A 17,907-nucleotide genomic window follows, 5' to 3' on the forward strand; every position below is an offset into this window, starting at 1 on the left:
TCCAAACAATGGCATGAGAGATTTCGCGGGTTGTGGCAGGCTGAATCCGGCCATAGAGTCACAAAACTGAATTATCCTTTTGGTAGGGATTGCCCGCCATAAAGGCACTCATACAGACGGATTGGCCCAACCAGGGCCATAGGCATGATGCCGCTCCGCTCTCGCCGGTAGTTTCCGGCATGTTCCTCATCCATATACATCATAAGGAACACGGCTCATGGCTAGCCTTCTCACCAACGCGTCGGCAATGACCGCGCTGCAGACGCTCACGCAGACCAACAAGAACCTGGCGACCACGCAGAACCGCATCGCCACCGGCCAGGCCGTTTCGACCGCTTCGGACAACGCCGCCTACTGGTCGATCGCCACCGGCATGCGCGCGCAGAATTCCATCAACCAGTCGGTCAAGGATTCGCTGGGCTTCGGCTCGGCAGTCGTCGACGTCGCCTACACCGGTCTGGAAGAGTCCATCAAGCTCGGCGAGAAGATCGTGTCCAAGCTTGCTTCTATGGGACAGGACGGCATCGACGATGCAACTGTCCAGAAGGAAGTCGACGCGCTCACCGCACAGATCGCGCAGATCGCCACTTCGGCCGACTTCGAAGGCCAGAACCTGCTGAGCACCGCCGGCACCGCCCTGACCGTCGTCGCAGGCTACGTCAAGGATTCGGGCACTCTCGACACGATCACCGTTGCCAAGTACGACCTCGAAGCAGCTGACTTCTCCGATCTTGCGACGGCGGAAACCACGCTCAAGGCCATGCGCGATGCCGCAGCCGACCTCGGCGCCTCGAAGATCCGCGTCGACTCGCAGCTCTCCTTCACGTCGAAGCTGATCGACGCTGTCGACCGCGGCGTCGGCGCGCTCGTCGATGCTGACATGAACGCTGAATCGGCTCGCCTTTCGGCGCTCCAGACCCAGCAGCAGCTCGGCATCCAGGCGCTGTCGATCGCCAACTCGAGCTCGCAGTCGATCCTGACGCTCTTCCGCTAATAGCGGATTGGGTTAAAGGACGGGGCAATTAACCGGGTCGCGCTCTTTCGGGGGCGCGGCCCGATTTCATTTTCGCACAAGCTTCGACCTCTAGTGTTCCTGTCGACAGACATGCAGGAGCCTTTGAGCCGTGCCGCAGCAAATTCAGACCATTCTTTCGAACCTGCAGGGTTTCGGCCCGCGCCGGCTGGCAATAATGGGCGGTGTCGCCGCATTGGTGATGGCCATCATCGGCCTCGGTGCCTTTTATCTCAACCGCCCGGCCTATGAGACGCTCTATGTCGGGCTCGAACGTTCCGACGTGAACCAGATCGGCCTTGCGCTCAACGAAGCAGGCATCGGCTTTGACGTCGGCTCCGACGGCACCAGCGTCCTTGTTCCCACCGGCAAGACCGCCACCGCGCGCATGCTGCTCGCCGAAAAGGGCCTGCCGACCAGCGCCAATGCTGGCTACGAACTGTTCGACAATGTCGGCTCGCTCGGCCTCACCTCCTTCATGCAGCAGATCACCCGAGTGCGTGCGCTTGAAGGCGAGATTGCCCGCACCATCCAGTCCATCAACGGCATCCGCGCCGCCCGCGTCCACATCGTCCTGTCCGAGCGTGCCAATTTCCGCCGCGACGAGCAGGAGCCGTCGGCCTCCGTCGTCATCCGCGCCTCCGGCATCGACGAGGTCAAGAGCGCGATGTCCATCCGCCATCTCGTCGCCGCCGCCGTCCCCGGCCTGAATGCCGAGAAGGTGACCGTGCTCGATTCGGCCGGCACGCTGCTTGCTGCCGGCGATGATCCGATCAATTCCAGCGCCAGCCGCTCGCTCGGCGTCGAGCAGACGGTGGAATCGCAGATCGAGGCCAACATCCGCCGCGCGCTGACACCCTATCTCGGCCCAGACAATTTCCGCGCCAGCGTCAAGGCCGACGTCAACACTGACACCAGGCAGACGGAAGAGACGATTTTCGATCCGGAATCGCGCGTCGAGCGCTCGGTTCAGGTCGTGCGCGCCAATGAGAGCGCCAACCGCCGCTCCGCTGCCGCACCCGCCACCGTCGAGCAGAACCTGCCGGAAGCAAACCTCGCAGCCGTCGACGGCCCGCAGTCGTCCGAAAACAGCGACCGCAAGGAAGAGACGACCAACTACGAGATGAACTCCAAGCGCATCGCCACCGTCAGCAACGGCTATACGGTGACCAAGATGTCCGTGGCAGTCGTCGTCAACCAGCAGCGTCTCGCAGCCATTCTCGGCGAAGGCGCCACCGCTGAGCAGATCAACGGCCGCATCGCCGAGATCCAGAAGGTCGTTTCCACCGCAGCCGGCCTCGATACGGCACGCGGCGACGTGGTCAATGTCTCGGCGGTCGAGTTCATCGACGGTCTCGACGGCGTCGAGATCGCCGCGCCCGGCTTCATGGACAAGCTTGGCCAGCAGACCGGCACGATCATCAATGCCGTCGCCTTCGTCGTCGTGGTCTTCCTGGTCGCCTTCTTCGGACTACGGCCGATGGTGGCATCCCTGTCCAAGCCTGCCGAGATCGCCAGCCCGAGCTTCGACGACGTGCAGCGTTCGCTGCCGACGCCGGACCAAGCCTCCAGCGAGACCGAGTCCCTGCCGCAGCCACCCCGCACCAATCCGCTCGACGACCTGCGCCGCAAGCTCCGGCCGGCACCGCAGGAACGCCTCGCGCGCATGGTCGACCTCAATGAGGAACGCACCGCGCACATCCTGCGCAAATGGGCTCATCAGGAAGCCGCCTGATGAGCGCGCTTGCCCTTTTCGAGCTTCTTCAGGATTTCGGCCCCGTCCGTGCGGCCGAACCTGCACGCACGCCAGAGCCGCAACGCAAGGCGGCTTCCCCGGTTTTTACGCCGTCGACCATAGCCCCCGACTACTCCGACATGATCAGCGCGGAAGTTGCCCGCGCTGAAGCCGTACTGACGGAGCGTCTCGCGGCCGAGCACGCTATCGAAATGGAGGCCGAACGCCTGCGTCACGCAACCGAGTTGGAAGAAGTTCTTCATCGCTTCGGGCAGGAAGCCGGCGCGACCCTGGCTGCCGGCATCGCCGAGATGGAAGCGCGCGTCACCGAACTCACCACCACGGCAACGGCTCGCATTGTCGGCGGCATTCTGAGCGAGGATATCCAGAAGCGTTCGCTTGAAGCGCTTGCCCAGTCGATCAAGACCGCCACCGCCGATCCCGAAGCGGTGCGCATCCGCGTTTCCGGCCCGCAATCGCTGTTCGAGGCGCTAAGGGCGGCCATGCCGGAGCGGGAGCACAATTTCGATTATGTCGAGGCACCCGGCTTCGACCTCACCGTCACGATTGACGGCGACATATTCGAAACGCGGATCGCCGAATGGTCCGCGGCAATCTCGGAGATCCTGGCGTGAGCAGCGTGGATATCGACAACGTCAAGCACGAGATCGTCATCGTCAGGCGTGGTCACAGCGGCGAGGACGACGCCCATCACGGCGGCGTCTGGAAGATCGCCTTCGCCGACTTCATGACCGCGATGATGTGCTTCTTCCTCGTCATGTGGCTGATCAGCGCTGCTGACGAGAAGACGAAGAAATCCGTCGCAAACTACTTCAACCCCGTTCAGTTGATGGACAACACCACGAGCAGCCGCGGCCTCGAAAGCGAGAGCGAAGGCCTGCCCGCCGAGAAGCCCGAAGATTCGACCAGCGCGGGCGAAGGCACCGGCCGCGCCAAATCCGGTCCGTCGACGGAGCAGAATTCCGCCGATGCCGCCGATACCGATCAACGCTCGGATGAGAACCTTTTCGCCGACCCCTACGCAGTGCTGGCCGAGATCGCCGCCAATTCCGGCGTGCGCCAGAATGTCAGCGACAAGGGCGATGGCGGCGTGCAGGAAGCCGGCCCGGCAACCGGCGCGGAAGGCGGCGAATCCTACCGCGATCCGTTCGCACCGGACTTCTGGTCGCAGCAGGTGGCAACGCCGCTGGCCGAGGCAAGTGCGGAGCGCTCCAAGCCCGAAACGGAAACCGCCAAGGCTGATATCACCGCCCCCAAGGATGTCGCACCGCTGGAAGAACTTGCCGAGACGAAAAAGGAAGCCAAGCCGGAAAAGCCTGTCGCTGAAAAACCAGCCGACACTGCGCCCAAGCAGGACAAGCCGAGCGCCGCCGACGTCAAGAAGGCGGAACAGCTGCGCAAGGAACTTGCCGCCGCATTCCCTGCCGGCGACAAGCTGCATGACGGCATCTCGGTCGAGGCAACGGCTAAGGGCGTCATCATCTCGGTCACCGACCAGCTCGATTTCGGCATGTTCGAGATCGGCTCGGCCGTGCCCCGCCGCGAGCTCATCCTGGCGATGGAAAAGATCAGCAAGGCGTTGAACGAGCAGAAGGGCGTGATCACCATCAGCGGCCATACTGATGCGCGCCCGTTCAGGAGCGCAGCCTATGACAACTGGCGGCTTTCGTCCGCTCGCGCCCATTCGGCCTATTACATGCTGGTGCGCGGCGGTCTAGACGAGCGCCGCGTCACCGAAGTCGGCGGCTTCGCCGACCGTAAGCCGAAGAATGCCGCCGACCCGCTGGCCGCCACCAACCGCCGCATCGAGATCGTGCTGGAGAACGGCGGATGAGGCTCGCGCGTCCGCTGCATGGTCTGATCGGCATGGCGCTGCTTGCGGCGGCCGCCTTGCCCGTGTCCGCGCGCGCCGAAACCCAGCTCCAGCCCTTCCAGATGGTGCGCTCGCTGCAGCTGGTGCAGGACCGCATCGCATCGGGCGACCACGCGGCACTGCCGATGCAGCGCAAGCTGCTCGAAATGATAGACGAGCGCCTGCGCAAGACCGGGCAGGACGGCTTCGATGATCCGCGCAACTACCGCGCCATGCTGGTCTATGCCATGAGCGGCGGCAACCCGGCGACGATCGACACCATTCTGTCACGCCTCGTGCTGGATGAGCAGAACCGCGGCATCGGCAAGGGCCTGCTCGACTATCTCAACGGTCAGGCGGTCAGCGCGCGAACGACGCTCGGGCCGGTCGATCCGATGAAGCAGCCGCCCGAACTCGGTGCATTCCTGGCGCTGGTCAAGGGCTCGCTCGCCGCCAACGACAACCCGCAAGGGGCGCTGAAACTGTTCGATCAGGCACGGCTGCTCGGCCCCGGCACATTGGTCGAGGAAGCAGCGCTTCGCCGCTCCATCGGGCTTGCCACCGCGCACGGCGATGCCGGGCGCTTCACGCTCGCCTCCACGCAGTATGTCGAACGCTATCTGCGCTCACCCTATGCCAGCCAGTTTGCCGACTCCTTCGTAGCAGGCGTCATCGCTCTTCACGATTCGATCGACCTCGCCAAGGTCAGCGAAATCACCACGATGATGGACGCCGAACAGGAGCGCGTGATCTATCTGCGCATAGCCCGCGTCGCCGGCATCGACGGTTTCAAGGAACTGTCCGCCTTTGCCTCGGCAAAAGCCGAGAAGAACACAGGCAGCGATGCCGTTGCCGGCGGCGAAGACCCGCGCGCGCTGCTCTATGCCAGCCTTGCCTCGGTGACCTCCGGTACCGATGAGGAAATCAGGGCCATGCTTGCGAAAATCGATCGCGCCAGGCTGTCGGCAGGTGATCGCAAGCTGTTCGACGCCGTCGCAGCCGTCGCTTCCAAATTGACCGGCACTCTGCCCACGCCTTCAAGGCAGGAAGTGCGTCAGGCAATTCCCATCACTGCTGCCGCCGATGAAAGCGACCCTTTGGTGATCGAAGCCGACCCGCTGCCGTTGGATGCCGTCGAAGAACAACAGCCCCAGGACATTGTGGAGGCCTCGGCACCGGTAGCCCTAGCGGAGAGCACACCAGCCCAGCCTGTCGTGCAAACGCCGGCCGATCCCGGCGATGAAAAGCTGGTCGCGAACCGTAAGAAACTGGAAGAAATCGACAAGATGCTGGGAGACGCGCAATGACGATCGGCATCAATCAGGCTCCAGCGGCAACTGTCTCGGTTCCGGCGGTGTCGGGCAAATCGGGAAAGTCGGGCGCCAAAGGTCAGGATAGCGGCAGCACATTCGGCGCCGTTGTCGGCCTTCCCGGCACGAAAGGCAAAGGTGGCGAGATGACGTCCAGCGCCGGGATCGGCCTGCAGAAACCCGAAAAGCTAGCGCAGCCAAAGACCCCGGCCGCATCGTCCGAGCAGGGACAGCCACGCTGGCTTCGCCCTGGTGCTCAATTCGACAAGGTCATCGACGTCGCCCTGAAGGCCACCACTGATGAGGCCGACGCCTCGGGCGAAACCTTGCCGGAAGAGGATTCCGCCGGGACCGACCCAGACGGCGCCACGGATACTCGCTCGGCAAAAGCCGTCGGCGACCCATTGTCGGCGATCATGATGGCGAGCAGGCTGGAAACGCGAGGCGAGCAGGCTGGAAACGCCAAGGCCGGTTCTGAAAAATCGGACACCACTGGGATGTCATCGGCGCGCGAAGCAACGGCCGCGAAACTCCCGCTCGAAGGCGATGCGGCATCGCTGGCCGAGGCAGCACGCGCAGCGCGTAGCGCCGAGGGCAAGGAACAGTCGACTGCCGCCAATTTCCGGTTGCCTGGACAGGTTTCCGGCGAAATGGCCACCCTTTCCGTTGCTCGCACTGATGTGAAAAACACCGCCAAGTCGGCGGCAGCGGCCCTCACCGTCTCGCTGTCTCAAGCGACGACCGTCGGAGACGCACCAGCAGACGGCGCCGACGCGGCGATCCCGTCTGTCGGCGACGACTTTCGTCAAAGCCTAGAGGCCGGCAGTCGCGGTCGCCAGCAGGCGGATACGTCAGGCCGGCGCTCGGACGGCAAGGCCGAGCGGGTGACCGTGGTGAATCAGCAGAACATACCCGCGCCGATCGCCCAATCACCAGTTTCGACCGCCTCGGCGCTTGCCAATCAGCTCGCTGCCGACACCGGTTGGCGCGAGGCGGCGGCACCTTCCTTCCGGCCTCTTGCCGCACAACCCAATTTGTCTTCGGCACACACCCTGAAAATTCAGCTGAACCCCGCTGAACTCGGTGTCGTCACGGCCAGCATGCGTTTCTCCGGAGAGCAACTGACGGTTGAGATTCAGGTTGAGAACGGTGACGCTTACCGCCGCCTCAGCGCCGACAGCGAGACCATCGTGAAATCGCTGCGTGCGATGGGTCTCGACATCGATCGGGTGACCATCCAGCAACCGCAGGTCGCATCGCAATCCGTGACGCGAACCGACAGCAGCGCAATGGCTTCGGGCTTTGCACCGCGTGACCAGCAGTCGTTCGGCTCTGCCAGTTCCGGCGGCAATGGCGAGACATCCGGCGGACAGCGATCGGCAAGGGACGGCAACGATGGCGCATATGGGACTAGTGATGGCGCATCGACTTCTTCGAACCGCTCTGGCAGCGATATTTATATCTAGCGCCGCAACGGCGGCTCTGGCAGCTGGCAATCCGTGCGAACCTGAAATCCTGCGCGCTGCCGACCGCTACGGTGTACCGGTTGGAATCCTCTATGCGGTCGGCTTGACGGAGACTGGCAGGAAAGGCAGCCTTCAACCCAATGCATTGAATATAGAAGGAAAAGCGGTTTTTCCGTCATCGTCTGCACAGGCAATCGCAGCCTTCGAGACGGCGCGGCGAAGCGGAGCGAAATTGATCGATCTGGGATGCATGCAGATTAACCACCACTATCACGGCGAGCATTTCCGCAGCGTCGCAGAGATGCTCGATCCCAGCCGAAACGTGGACTATGCGGCGCGCTTCCTGGCGCAGCTTCATGCCCGGCACATGACCTGGTCGATGGCGGTTGCGCGCTATCATGCCGGCCCCAACAACGACCCAGCGCAGAAGCGTTATGTCTGCCGCGTCATCGCCAACATGGTCGCCACCGGCTTTGGCAAATGGACCGGCAACGCGCGCTCTTTCTGCGCCCCATAGTTGCACTGCTGTTGGAACGGAATTTGATGGCGGCCATGCCTACTGGACGTCAGGCGTGTGCATTACCCGCGCCACAATCAAATGGCGCGAGCACCACCGGGGGATGCAACCATTCCGATTCTCGACTCCCAAGAAACTAGCTACAAGATTTAACGGTTTTTCATGATTCGCGGCAACGCGTACGACTTCCCCGTCAGGGCATTCTTGCTGATTCGGGGGCGGGTCGATGATTGTAATCGTAGACGAGCGACAGCTCGTTACAGAGGGATATCATTCACTTTTCGACAGGGAAGGCGTCGCAAGCGCCGGCTTCCGGTCGAGCGAATTCGGCGAGTGGGTCGAAAGCGTCGCTGAAGCCGATCTCAAATCAGTCCGCGCTTTCCTGATCGGCGATTGTGGCGGCGATGTGGTGCTGCCGCGAAAGATACGCGACCGCTCCGGCGCTCCGGTTATCGCGCTCAGCGAGCAGCATTCCCTGGAAAACACGCTCAAGCTTTTCGAGTCCGGCGTCGATGACGTCATTCGCAAGCCCGTCCATATCCGCGAGATCCTGGCCCGCATCACCGCCATTCGACGCCGTGCCCAGGAAGAAGCAAGCTTCACCCAGGTCGGCCCGATGCGCATCTTCACCGATGGCCGCGACCCGGAGATCGCCGGCGAGCCGCTGCCGCTGCCGCGGCGCGAACGCCGCATCCTCGAATATCTGGCGTCGAACAGCGGCCGCCGCGTCACCAAGACTCAGGTCTTCAACGCCATCTACGGCATCTTCGACGAAGAGGTCGAAGAGAACGTCGTCGAGAGCCACATCAGCAAGCTGCGCAAAAAGCTGCGCGAGAAGCTCGGCTTCGACCCGGTCGATTCCAAGCGCTTCCTCGGCTACCGGCTGATCGTGGGATGAGAGGTTTTCCGCACAGGATAGCCGCGCCTTTCGGCGCCGGCCCGCTGCTCAACGCGGATGCTGCGCGTGCGCCCTGCCCTGTGCTCGAATTCTCCTCGCGGCTGCGCCGCACCAGCCTCGCGCAAGTCAAACCGTATAGCCTTCTCCTGACCCAGGGTCCGGATAATCAGGAGACTTTTCGATGAGCTTGTATGGAATGATGCGCACGGGCGTGTCGGGCATGAATGCCCAGGCAAACCGCCTTTCCACCGTCGCAGACAACATCGCCAATTCCAGCACCACCGGCTACAAGCGCGCGAGCACGGAATTCTCCTCGCTGATCATCCCTTCCACCACCGGCAACTATACGTCGGGCGGCGTGACGACGACGGTGCGCAATTCGATCAGCCAGCAGGGCGATCTGAAATACACCACCTCCGGCAGCGATCTCGCCATCAACGGCAACGGCTTCTTCGTCGTGCAGGGCGCAGGCGGATCGCCGGTACTGACCCGCGCCGGCTCGTTCGTGCCGAACGCGCAAGGACAGCTTGTTAACGCCGCCGGCTTCCAGCTCATGGGCTACAGCTACGAGAACGGCATCCCCAGCGCCGTCGCCAACGGCCTTGGCGGACTGGTTCCCGTGACCATCAACCAGACGGATCTGGTCGCAATCCCATCGACAACCGGCATTTTCACCGCCAACCTCCCGTTGGATGCCGAGATCGTCGACCCGGCCGACCTGCCGTCGGCGAATGCCACCACCGCGACATATTCGGCCAAATCGTCGCTGGTCACCTACAACAGTCTCGGCAGCGAAGTCCTGCTCGACGTCTATTACACCAAGACCGCCGACAACACCTGGGAAGTCGCCATATACAAGCAGTCGGACGCAGCAGCTGACACCTCATTCCCCTATACCGGCGACGAGCTGGTCGGCACCCAGACCCTCGAGTTCGATCCTGCGAACGGCAAGCTGACGACGACTCCGCTCGACGTGACCGTGACGATCCCCGGCCCGCCGTCGCAGGAGATCAAGATCGACCTGTCCAAGATGACGCAGCTCGACAAAAGCTACACCGTCGTCTCTGCTGAAGCCGACGGCGCCCCGCCCGCCAGCATCGAAGGCGTACAGATTTCCGACGACGGAACCGTCTACGCCAAATACGAAAACGGCGCGCTGAAGCCGATCTTCCGCGTTCCGATCGCCACCGTGCAGAGCCCCGATATGATGCAGGTTCTGCCCGGCAACGTGTTTTCGCCAACCGCCGACTCAGGTGTCGTCCAGATGGGCTTCGCCAACGAGAGCGGCAGGGGCAAGGTCGTGTCCGGCGCTCTGGAAGGGTCGAATGTCGACATCGCCCAGGAGCTGACGGATATGATCGAATCCCAGCGCAGCTACACCGCCAATTCGAAAGTGTTTCAGACTGGCGCCGATCTCATGGACATCCTCGTCAACCTCAAGAGGTAGTCCGGCCGGACGAGCCGAACAGGAATAAAGCATGTCGTTATCCAGCGCACTCAGTATCGCCCAGAATTCCCTTCTCAATACGAGCCGCCAGACCAGCGTGGTCTCGCGCAACGTTGCGGAAGAGAAGAACGCGGACTATGCGCGCCGGACCGCCGTGCTTTCCAGCACCGCTCCAGGCGCTCGCGTCGTCGTTATCCAGCGCGCCACCAACGAGCAGCTTTTCCGCCAGAACCTGTCGGCCGTCTCCTCCTGGAGCGGCCAGACGACGCTTTACACCGGCATGGACAGGCTCAGCCTCGCCGTAGATGGCGTCGACAACGCGCTTTCGCCTGCAACCTCCATCACCGAATTGCAGAAGGCGCTGCAGACCTACTCGGCTACTCCGACCAACCGCACGCTCGCCGACAACGCCATCAATGCCGCACGCAATGTGGTGCGCAGCCTCAATGACGGCGCAGCCGCAATCCAGACCTTTCGCGTCGAGACCGACCAGCAGATTTCCACTGCAGTCAACGAACTGAACAACCTGCTTTCCCAATTCCAGGACGCCAACAAGGAGATCGTCTCCGGAACGGCCTCCGGTCGCGACGTGAATGACGCGCTCGACAGGCGTGACGCGCTTTTGAAGCAGATTTCGGAATATGTTCCGGTCTCCACCTTCACGCGCAGCAACAACGACATGGTCGTCATGACCGCCGACGGCACGACGCTGTTCGAGACCGTGCCGCGCAGCATCACCTTCCAGCCAGAAGCCGCCTACCCTTCAGGCACCGCCGGCAACAAGGTCTACATCGACGGCGTGCCCGTTACCATGGGATCGGGCGGCAACACCACCGCCGGCGGCAAGATCGCCGGGCTTCTGCAGTTGCGCGACAGTGTCGCCACCACCATGCAGAGCCAGTTGGACGAAGTCGCGCGCGGCCTGATCAGCGCCTTCGCCGAGACCGACCCGAACGGGGTTCTTGCCGATGCACCCGGCCTGTTCACCTGGCCCGGCGCGCCCGCCATGCCGGCGGACGGCACGCTGGTCAATGGGCTCGCGGGGCAGATCTCGCTCAATGCGGCTTTCGTCAGCAATCCGGAATATCTGCGTGACGGCGGCGCCAACGGTGCCGGCTACGTCCACAACACCGAAGGCGGCGCATCCTATACCGACCTTCTGATCAAGTATGGCGACCGCATGGACGAGCCAATGGCCTTCGATGCCGCCACAGGCATCGGTGGCACGGTAAGCCTGGCCACTTACTCGGCGAACTCCATCGGCTGGTTCCAGGGGGTGCGCAAGGATGCTTCAACGGCGGCTGAGTCCAAGGAGGCGCTGGCCGTCCGCACGGCAGAGGCGCTTTCAAACGAGACAGGCGTCAATGTCGACATGGAACTATCGATGCTGCTCGAACTTGAGAATTCCTATTCGGCGTCTGCCCGCCTGATCAAGGCGGTCGACGAAATGCTGGCAACCTTGCTGGCGGCAGTGAGGTAATACGATGAAAGCCAGTTTTGTCTCCTCGTCATCCATCAACCAGGCCATGCGTTATTCCATGATGAAGACGCAGGCCGCGCTCATAACCGCGCAGAAGGAGCAGGCAACCGGTTTCGTTGCCGACAAGGGCCTGGCGCTCGGTGCAAGCACGTCCCAATCGGTTACCTTCAACCGGGAACTCGAGCGCATGAAAGGCATCACCGCCTCCAATGCCCTGGCCACCGCGCGCCTGACTGCGACCCAGAATGCACTCGACCAGGTCTCGAAGGCCGCGCAGTCCTTGCTGTCGATCCTGCACACCGCAACGTCGGGCGACTCCACCGCGAGCATCACCAAGGCTACCGCCGTGGACACCTTGAAAACCATGACCTCGGTCCTGAACAGCGGTTTGAACGGCGAGTACATATTCGCCGGCGTAAACACCGACGCGAAGCCGATCAACGATTACACCGCACCTGGATCGCCCGCCAAGGCCGCCTATGACGCGGCTTACGCGCAGTATCTGGCCGATACCGGGGCCAACCCTGCCGACCCGTTTCCGACCGCCGCCGACATGGACTCTTTCATAAACACCTATGTCGAGCCGCAATTCACGGGCGCAGGCTGGGACAACTGGTCGAATGCCTCTGACCAGAGCATCGGCAGCCGCATTTCGCTGAATGAGACGACCGAGACATCGGCGAGCGCCAACAATGACGGCTTTCGCAAGCTGGCCATGGCCACGACGATGATCACCGAACTTCTGTCAGGCGAGCTTCCGGCCGACGCCCGCAAGGCGCTGGTCGACCGCGCCTGGGTATTGGTGTCCGACAGCATCGGCGATATCGTTGATCTGCAGTCCAAGATGGGCATCGCCGAGAAGCGTGTCACCGATGCCACCGACCGTCTGAACACGCAGGCCGGACTGATCGAAAAGCATATCCTGGCGACCGAAGGCGTTGACCCTCTCGAGGCAAGCACCAGGGTCTCCGACCTTATTTCGCATTATGATACGTCTTTAGCGATCACGGCACGCATTCAGCAACTCAGCTTCCTGAAATTCATGAGCTAACCGGCGGGCATCAAATGTATCAATTTTCATACGCCGACGTTCAGACCGACTCCGTGGCAGACGCCAAGGATCGCGAGAAACAGCTTCTGAACCGCTCGATCGATCTGCTTGCAACCGCAAGCAAAGTCGGTGTCGGCTCGCTGGAGGCGGTACAGGCGCTGCACTTCACCAATCGGCTCTGGACCACTTTCATCGAGGACCTCGGCAGCCCCGACAACGCCCTGCCCAAGGAACTGCGCGCCAACCTGATTTCGATCGGGCTGTGGCTTCTGCGCGAAGCCGAGGAGGTGCGTCAGGGCCGCTCCGACAATTTCGAAGGCCTGATCGAGGTTTCGCAGATAATCCGCGACGGCATTCAATGAAAAGCACGCTGAAGATCTCGTTGAAGCCGAACGAGAAGATCTACATCAACGGCGCCGTCATCAAGGTCGACCGCAAGGTTTCGCTGGAACTCCTCAACGACGTTCAATTCCTGCTTGAGAGCCACGTCCTTCAGCCCGATGACGCCTCGACGCCGCTTCGCCAGCTCTATTTCATGATCCAGATCATGCTGATGGAGCCCACTGGCGCTCCGCAGGCCCGCGAAATGTTCCGCCAGTCCCTGCCGCTGCTTCTGGCAAGCTTCGAGGACGAAGAGATACGCGCCACCCTCAAGCAGGTCGACCGCATGGTCAGCGAAGACCGCGTCTACGAGGCGCTCAAGGCGCTCCGCGGCCTATACCGTCTCGAAGAGCGAGCCCTTGCCCTGGAAGCTCCGGCAGCATCCGCGCCTCGCCCCATCGCCGTAGGAGAACGATACTGATGAGCATGGTAATCGCACCCACCACGTCGACGACCAACACATCCTCGACCGAGAAGACCCCGCAGACCACCGTCGACTATCAGTCCTTCCTTCGCCTGCTGGTCGCGCAGATGAAGAACCAGGACCCGACCAATCCGATGGATTCGACGCAATACGTCGCCCAGCTCGCGCAGTTCTCGCAGGTCGAGCAGTCGGTCCAGATCAACAGCAAGCTCGACGCGCTGCTGTCATCCTCGACGCTGTCGCAGGCCGACGCCCTGATCGGGCGCAACATCACCTCGGCCGACGGTACGCTCTCCGGCAAGGTCGCCTCGGTGAAGCTCTATTCGGACGGCATCGTCGCCGTGCTGGAAAGCGGCAAGGAGATCGTCGTTGGTCCCGGCGTCGTTATCAAGCCGAGCGAAGCGTGAACGAAGCCGACGCCCTCGACATCGTCCAGTTCGCCATCTGGACGGTCCTGACCGCCGCTGGTCCGGCGGTAGCCGTGGCAATGCTGGTCGGCGTCGCCATCGCACTGGTTCAGGCGCTGACGCAGATCCAGGAAATCACGCTCACCTTCGTCCCCAAGATCATCGCCATCATGCTCGTCGTTGCCTTCACCGGCCCGTTCATGGGCGCACAGATTTCATCTTTCACCAACGTCATCTTCGAGCGCATCGAAACCGGGTTCTAGACCCCTTGAAGACCGTTTGATAATTCGCCTGCCGAGGCATATGGCGTGGTTTTCGGGGTCGCCACAGGCGACGAGCGGATCGTACATAAGGTAAGTGAGCACCGGAAGCGCAGAAAACTGCGTCAGATGACCGGCAGGGTAGAGTTTCCAAACGGTCTCTTAGCCTTGTCCGCCGTTCGTAAGCCATCAACCTTTCGCTTACCTTGCGGTATGGCGATGCTTGCCGACCGCCTCCAGACGTGCTTGCCTTTGGTTGCTTTCACTCTGAGGGATACAACCATGCGGTTTATGCTTACTGGCGTCTCCATACTGTCGTTTGCCGCCAACGCGGCACTGGCTGATCCAGCTTCGGACTTCAAAAAGGCCGACCAGGCGTTGAACCAGACCTTCAAGCAAATTCAGAAGCGGATTGCGGACGATGCCGATGGCAAGGCGCGGCTCGTCACGGCGCAGAGAGCGTGGATCGCGTTCCGCAACGCCGAATGCACTTTCCAATCCAGCGGCGATGACGGCGGCTCTGCGGCGCCGATGGTTGCCGCTGCATGTCAGGCTGAACTGACTAAGAATCGCACCAAACAGTTGAAAGCCTATCTGAATTGCCAGGAGGGCGACCTCGCTTGCCCGGTGCCGGCAGAATAGCCGGAAGAAACAAGATACCAACATTCAAGATGGGATACGTGCTGATCGCGCTTGCGCCGCTGGCAGTTCCCTCCTCCCATGTTCGCGCAAGCTTGGGCCGCTAGGGTCATGCTGTAATCGGCCATTGCCAACTTCGGCACCGGTCGGGAGCAGCATGGAGACAAGATGGCCATCGCAGAAACAATGCCGTCGGGCAGCCCCGCGAAAAGCGCGCGCGACATCTTTTTCGCGCTCGGCATCGTCGTCATCCTGGCCGTGCTTTTCCTGCCTATTCCGGCCTTCCTCATCGATATCGGACTGGCCTTCTCCATCGCCCTTTCGGTGCTGATCCTGATGGTGGCGCTGTGGATCCAGCGACCGCTCGACTTCTCGTCCTTCCCGACCATTCTTCTGATCGCAACGATGCTGCGCCTGTCGCTCAACATCGCCACCACGCGCATGATCCTTTCGGAAGGCAACATCGGCACCCATGCCGCCGGCTATGTCATCAGCGGCTTTTCGCAACTCGTCATGAGCGGCGATTTCGTCATCGGCCTGATCGTCTTCCTGATCCTGGTCATCGTCAATTTCATCGTCATCACCAAGGGTGCGACCCGTATCGCCGAAGTCGGCGCGCGCTTTACCCTCGATGCCATTCCCGGCAAGCAGATGTCGATCGACGCCGACCTTTCCGCCGGTGTCATCGACGACAAGACGGCGCAGCTTCGCCGCCGCGAGCTGGAGGAGGAAAGCTCCTTCTTCGGCTCCATGGACGGTGCCTCCAAATTCGTCCGCGGCGATGCCATCGCCGGCCTCATCATCACCGCCATCAACATCGTCGGCGGCATTGCCATCGGCTACTTCCGTCATGACATGGGCATGGCCGAAGCCTCCGACGTCTTCATCAAGCTTTCGGTCGGCGACGGTCTCGTCACCCAGATCCCGGCGCTGATCGTCTCGCTGGCCGCCGGCCTTCTCGTCTCCAAGGGTGGCACGCGCGGTTCGGCCAACCAGGCAATCTTCGGCCAGCTCGGCGCTCATCCGCGCGCGCTGTTTGTCGCGGCCGTCCTGCTCATCGTGCTCGGCCTCATGCCCGGCCTGCCGATGTTTCCTTTTTTCGCGCTTGCCGCCGCCATGGGCGCGATCGGCTACATCATTCCCAAGCGCGAGCAGCAAAGGGTTGACGAAGCCCATGCCGTGCAGAAGCAGGCGCAGGTGACCAAGGACGAAGAGGAAAAGAACTCGATCAAGGCGTCGCTCAAGACCGCCGAAATCGAACTCCTCATCGGCAAGCAGTTGTCCACCAAGCTCCTCATCTCGCACCAGGAACTGGCCTTCCGCATGGGCAAGATGCGCAAGAAATTCGCCCAGCAATACGGCTTCGTCGTTCCGGAAGTGCGCCTCACCGACGACCTCTCCATCCCGAGCAAGAGCTACCAGATCAAGGTCCATGGCACGGTGGTTGCCGAATATCAGATGCGCGTCGGCGAGATCATGGTGCTTCTCGGTACTCGCGAGCTCCCCGACATTCCGGGCGAGGAAGTGCGCGAGCCGGCCTTCGGCATGCGCGCTTATTCCGTACCGGAAATGTTTGCCGAAGATCTGAAGCGCGAGCAGTTCACCTCCGCTGACAACATGTCGGTGCTGTTGACCCATCTCAGCGAAGTCATCCGCAACAACCTGCCGCAGCTCCTGTCCTACAAGGATATGAAGGCGCTGCTCGAACGGCAGGACCAGGAATACCGCAAGCTCGCCGACGAGATCTGCACCTCGCACATCTCCTATCCGGGCCTGCAGGCGGTGCTGAAGCTGCTGCTTGCCGAGCGCGTCTCGATCCGCAACCTGCATCTCATCATCGAAGCGATTGCCGAAATCGCGCCGCATGTGCGCCGCACCGAGCAGATCGTCGAGCATGTCCGCATCCGCATGGCGCAGCAGATTTGCGGCGACCTGTCCGAGGGTGGCGTGCTCAAAGTTCTACGTCTCGGCAACCGCTGGGATCTCGCTTTCCACCAGAGCCTCAAGCGCGACGCCAAGGGCGAGGTGCGCGAGTTCGACATCGACCCGCGCCAGCTTGAGGAATTCGGCCAGGACGCATCGAAGGCAATACGCGGCTATCTCGAAGCCGGCGAACGCTTCGTGCTCGTCACCTCGCCCGATGCCCGCCCCTATGTCCGCATGATCATCGAACGGCTGTTCACCACCTTGCCCGTTCTGTCCCATGTCGAGATCGCCAAGGGCGTCGAAATCCGGGTGCTCGGAACCATATCGTGACGGTCACTGCCGAAAGCGTGGTGCTTGCGGCATTCATCGCGTTCTGCCGTGTCGGCGGCTGCTTCATGATCATGCCCGGCCTGTCCAGCGCGCGCGTGCCGCTGCAGATACGGCTGTTCGTGGCAGTCGCGGCCACCGGCGCGCTTCTGGTCAATCTCTGGGACCAGATCGTCCCCTTCATGGATCGCCGCCCGCAGTTCCTGATGCCGATGATCGCGTCGGAACTTCTGATCGGCGCGCTGATCGGCGTCATGGCCCGGCTCTACATGATGGCGCTGAGCTTCATCGGCACGAGTATTGCCATGCTGATCGGCTATGGCGGCATGTCCGGCATGGGCATCGAGGAAAACGAACCGCGGCCGGCGCTCGATTCAATCATCTCGTTTTCGGCGCTGCTGCTGTTGTTCGTCTTCGACTTCCATCACGAGATCATCAAAGCGCTGGTCACCTCCTATCGCGTCGCGCCGCTCGACGTCTTCTTCAACCCGCAGGCAGCACTGGTCGACGTCACCGACACGCTGTCGGAAAGCTTCTTGCTGGTGCTGAGGCTTGGCAGCCCGTTCATCGCCTATGCCATCCTGGTCAACCTCACCATCGGCTTCGTCAACAAGCTGACACCGCAGATTCCGGTCTATTTCGTCTCCCTGCCCTTCGTCATCGCAGGCGGGCTCATCATCTTCTATTTCTCCATCGGCACGCTGCTCAGCCTGTTCGCCGACGGTTTCCTCGCCACCACCATCGGGAGATGATG

General features: G+C 62.0%; 18 protein-coding genes. All 18 read left to right on the forward strand.

The window, feature by feature from the left end; all coding sequences use genetic code 11:
- Positions 1 to 217 precede the first annotated feature (217 nt).
- The gene (locus WBQ96_RS23385) at positions 218 to 994 is read left to right on the forward strand and encodes a flagellin N-terminal helical domain-containing protein (protein WP_165120622.1); all 777 of its coding nucleotides are present in this window, start codon (positions 218 to 220) and stop codon (positions 992 to 994) included.
- 130 nt (positions 995 to 1,124) lie between these two features.
- Entirely contained in the window at positions 1,125 to 2,747 is a 1,623-nt protein-coding gene (fliF, locus tag WBQ96_RS23390) for a flagellar basal-body MS-ring/collar protein FliF (protein WP_336553770.1), read from the forward strand.
- Positions 2,747 to 3,382, forward strand: a complete 636-nt coding sequence (locus tag WBQ96_RS23395) for a hypothetical protein (RefSeq protein WP_336553772.1) — start codon at positions 2,747 to 2,749, stop codon at positions 3,380 to 3,382. The genes fliF and WBQ96_RS23395 overlap by 1 nt, the downstream gene beginning before the upstream one ends.
- Positions 3,379 to 4,602 carry a MotB family protein gene (locus WBQ96_RS23400; protein WP_336553774.1) on the forward strand — a complete coding sequence of 408 codons (1,224 nt, stop codon included), beginning with the start codon at positions 3,379 to 3,381 and terminating at the stop codon, positions 4,600 to 4,602. Before WBQ96_RS23395 ends, WBQ96_RS23400 begins: the two co-directional genes overlap by 4 nt.
- Positions 4,599 to 5,927 (forward strand): chemotaxis protein MotC, encoded by a 1,329-nt coding sequence (locus tag WBQ96_RS23405; RefSeq protein WP_336553776.1) that lies wholly within the window; start codon positions 4,599 to 4,601, stop codon positions 5,925 to 5,927. The genes WBQ96_RS23400 and WBQ96_RS23405 overlap by 4 nt, the downstream gene beginning before the upstream one ends.
- A gap of 149 nt (positions 5,928 to 6,076) precedes the next feature.
- The gene (fliK, locus tag WBQ96_RS23410; protein WP_337035933.1) at positions 6,077 to 7,396 is read left to right on the forward strand and encodes a flagellar hook-length control protein FliK; all 1,320 of its coding nucleotides are present in this window, start codon (positions 6,077 to 6,079) and stop codon (positions 7,394 to 7,396) included.
- Positions 7,347 to 7,913 (forward strand): transglycosylase SLT domain-containing protein, encoded by a 567-nt coding sequence (locus WBQ96_RS23415; RefSeq protein WP_336553780.1) that lies wholly within the window; start codon positions 7,347 to 7,349, stop codon positions 7,911 to 7,913. The genes fliK and WBQ96_RS23415 overlap by 50 nt, the downstream gene beginning before the upstream one ends.
- 226 nt (positions 7,914 to 8,139) lie before the next feature.
- Entirely contained in the window at positions 8,140 to 8,811 is a 672-nt protein-coding gene (locus tag WBQ96_RS23420) for a response regulator transcription factor (protein WP_091915198.1), read from the forward strand.
- 181 nt (positions 8,812 to 8,992) lie between these two features.
- Entirely contained in the window at positions 8,993 to 10,258 is a 1,266-nt protein-coding gene (locus WBQ96_RS23425; protein ID WP_165120629.1) for a flagellar hook protein FlgE, read from the forward strand.
- A gap of 31 nt (positions 10,259 to 10,289) precedes the next feature.
- Complete coding sequence (flgK, locus tag WBQ96_RS23430) at positions 10,290 to 11,738, forward strand: flagellar hook-associated protein FlgK (RefSeq protein WP_336553782.1); 1,449 nt, start codon at positions 10,290 to 10,292, stop codon at positions 11,736 to 11,738.
- Between the two features lie 4 nt (positions 11,739 to 11,742).
- The gene (locus WBQ96_RS23435) at positions 11,743 to 12,789 is read left to right on the forward strand and encodes a flagellar hook-associated family protein (protein WP_336553784.1); all 1,047 of its coding nucleotides are present in this window, start codon (positions 11,743 to 11,745) and stop codon (positions 12,787 to 12,789) included.
- A 14-nt stretch (positions 12,790 to 12,803) separates the two neighbouring features.
- Positions 12,804 to 13,151, forward strand: a complete 348-nt coding sequence (flaF, locus tag WBQ96_RS23440) for a flagellar biosynthesis regulator FlaF (protein WP_165120632.1) — start codon at positions 12,804 to 12,806, stop codon at positions 13,149 to 13,151.
- Entirely contained in the window at positions 13,148 to 13,591 is a 444-nt protein-coding gene (gene flbT, locus WBQ96_RS23445; protein ID WP_336553787.1) for a flagellar biosynthesis repressor FlbT, read from the forward strand. The genes flaF and flbT overlap by 4 nt, the downstream gene beginning before the upstream one ends.
- Before the next feature lie 5 nt (positions 13,592 to 13,596).
- On the forward strand, positions 13,597 to 14,001 hold the full coding sequence (gene flgD, locus WBQ96_RS23450; RefSeq protein WP_376767748.1) for a flagellar hook assembly protein FlgD: 405 nt from the start codon (positions 13,597 to 13,599) through the stop codon (positions 13,999 to 14,001).
- The gene (gene fliQ / locus WBQ96_RS23455) at positions 13,998 to 14,264 is read left to right on the forward strand and encodes a flagellar biosynthesis protein FliQ (protein ID WP_165120635.1); all 267 of its coding nucleotides are present in this window, start codon (positions 13,998 to 14,000) and stop codon (positions 14,262 to 14,264) included. Before flgD ends, fliQ begins: the two co-directional genes overlap by 4 nt.
- A 279-nt stretch (positions 14,265 to 14,543) precedes the next feature.
- A complete protein-coding gene (locus tag WBQ96_RS23460) occupies positions 14,544 to 14,903 on the forward strand; it encodes a lysozyme inhibitor LprI family protein (RefSeq protein WP_165120725.1) in 360 nt (119 codons plus the stop codon).
- Between the two features lie 165 nt (positions 14,904 to 15,068).
- Positions 15,069 to 17,156: a flagellar biosynthesis protein FlhA gene (gene flhA / locus WBQ96_RS23465; protein WP_336553791.1), complete on the forward strand. Its 2,088-nt coding sequence runs from the start codon at positions 15,069 to 15,071 to the stop codon at positions 17,154 to 17,156.
- Positions 17,153 to 17,905, forward strand: a complete 753-nt coding sequence (fliR, locus tag WBQ96_RS23470; protein WP_336553792.1) for a flagellar biosynthetic protein FliR — start codon at positions 17,153 to 17,155, stop codon at positions 17,903 to 17,905. Before flhA ends, fliR begins: the two co-directional genes overlap by 4 nt.
- The last annotated feature ends 2 nt before the right edge of the window (positions 17,906 to 17,907 follow it).

This window comes from Mesorhizobium sp. CCNWLY176, assembly GCF_037153935.1.
Classification (GTDB): Bacteria; Pseudomonadota; Alphaproteobacteria; order Rhizobiales; family Rhizobiaceae; genus Mesorhizobium_M; species Mesorhizobium_M zhangyense.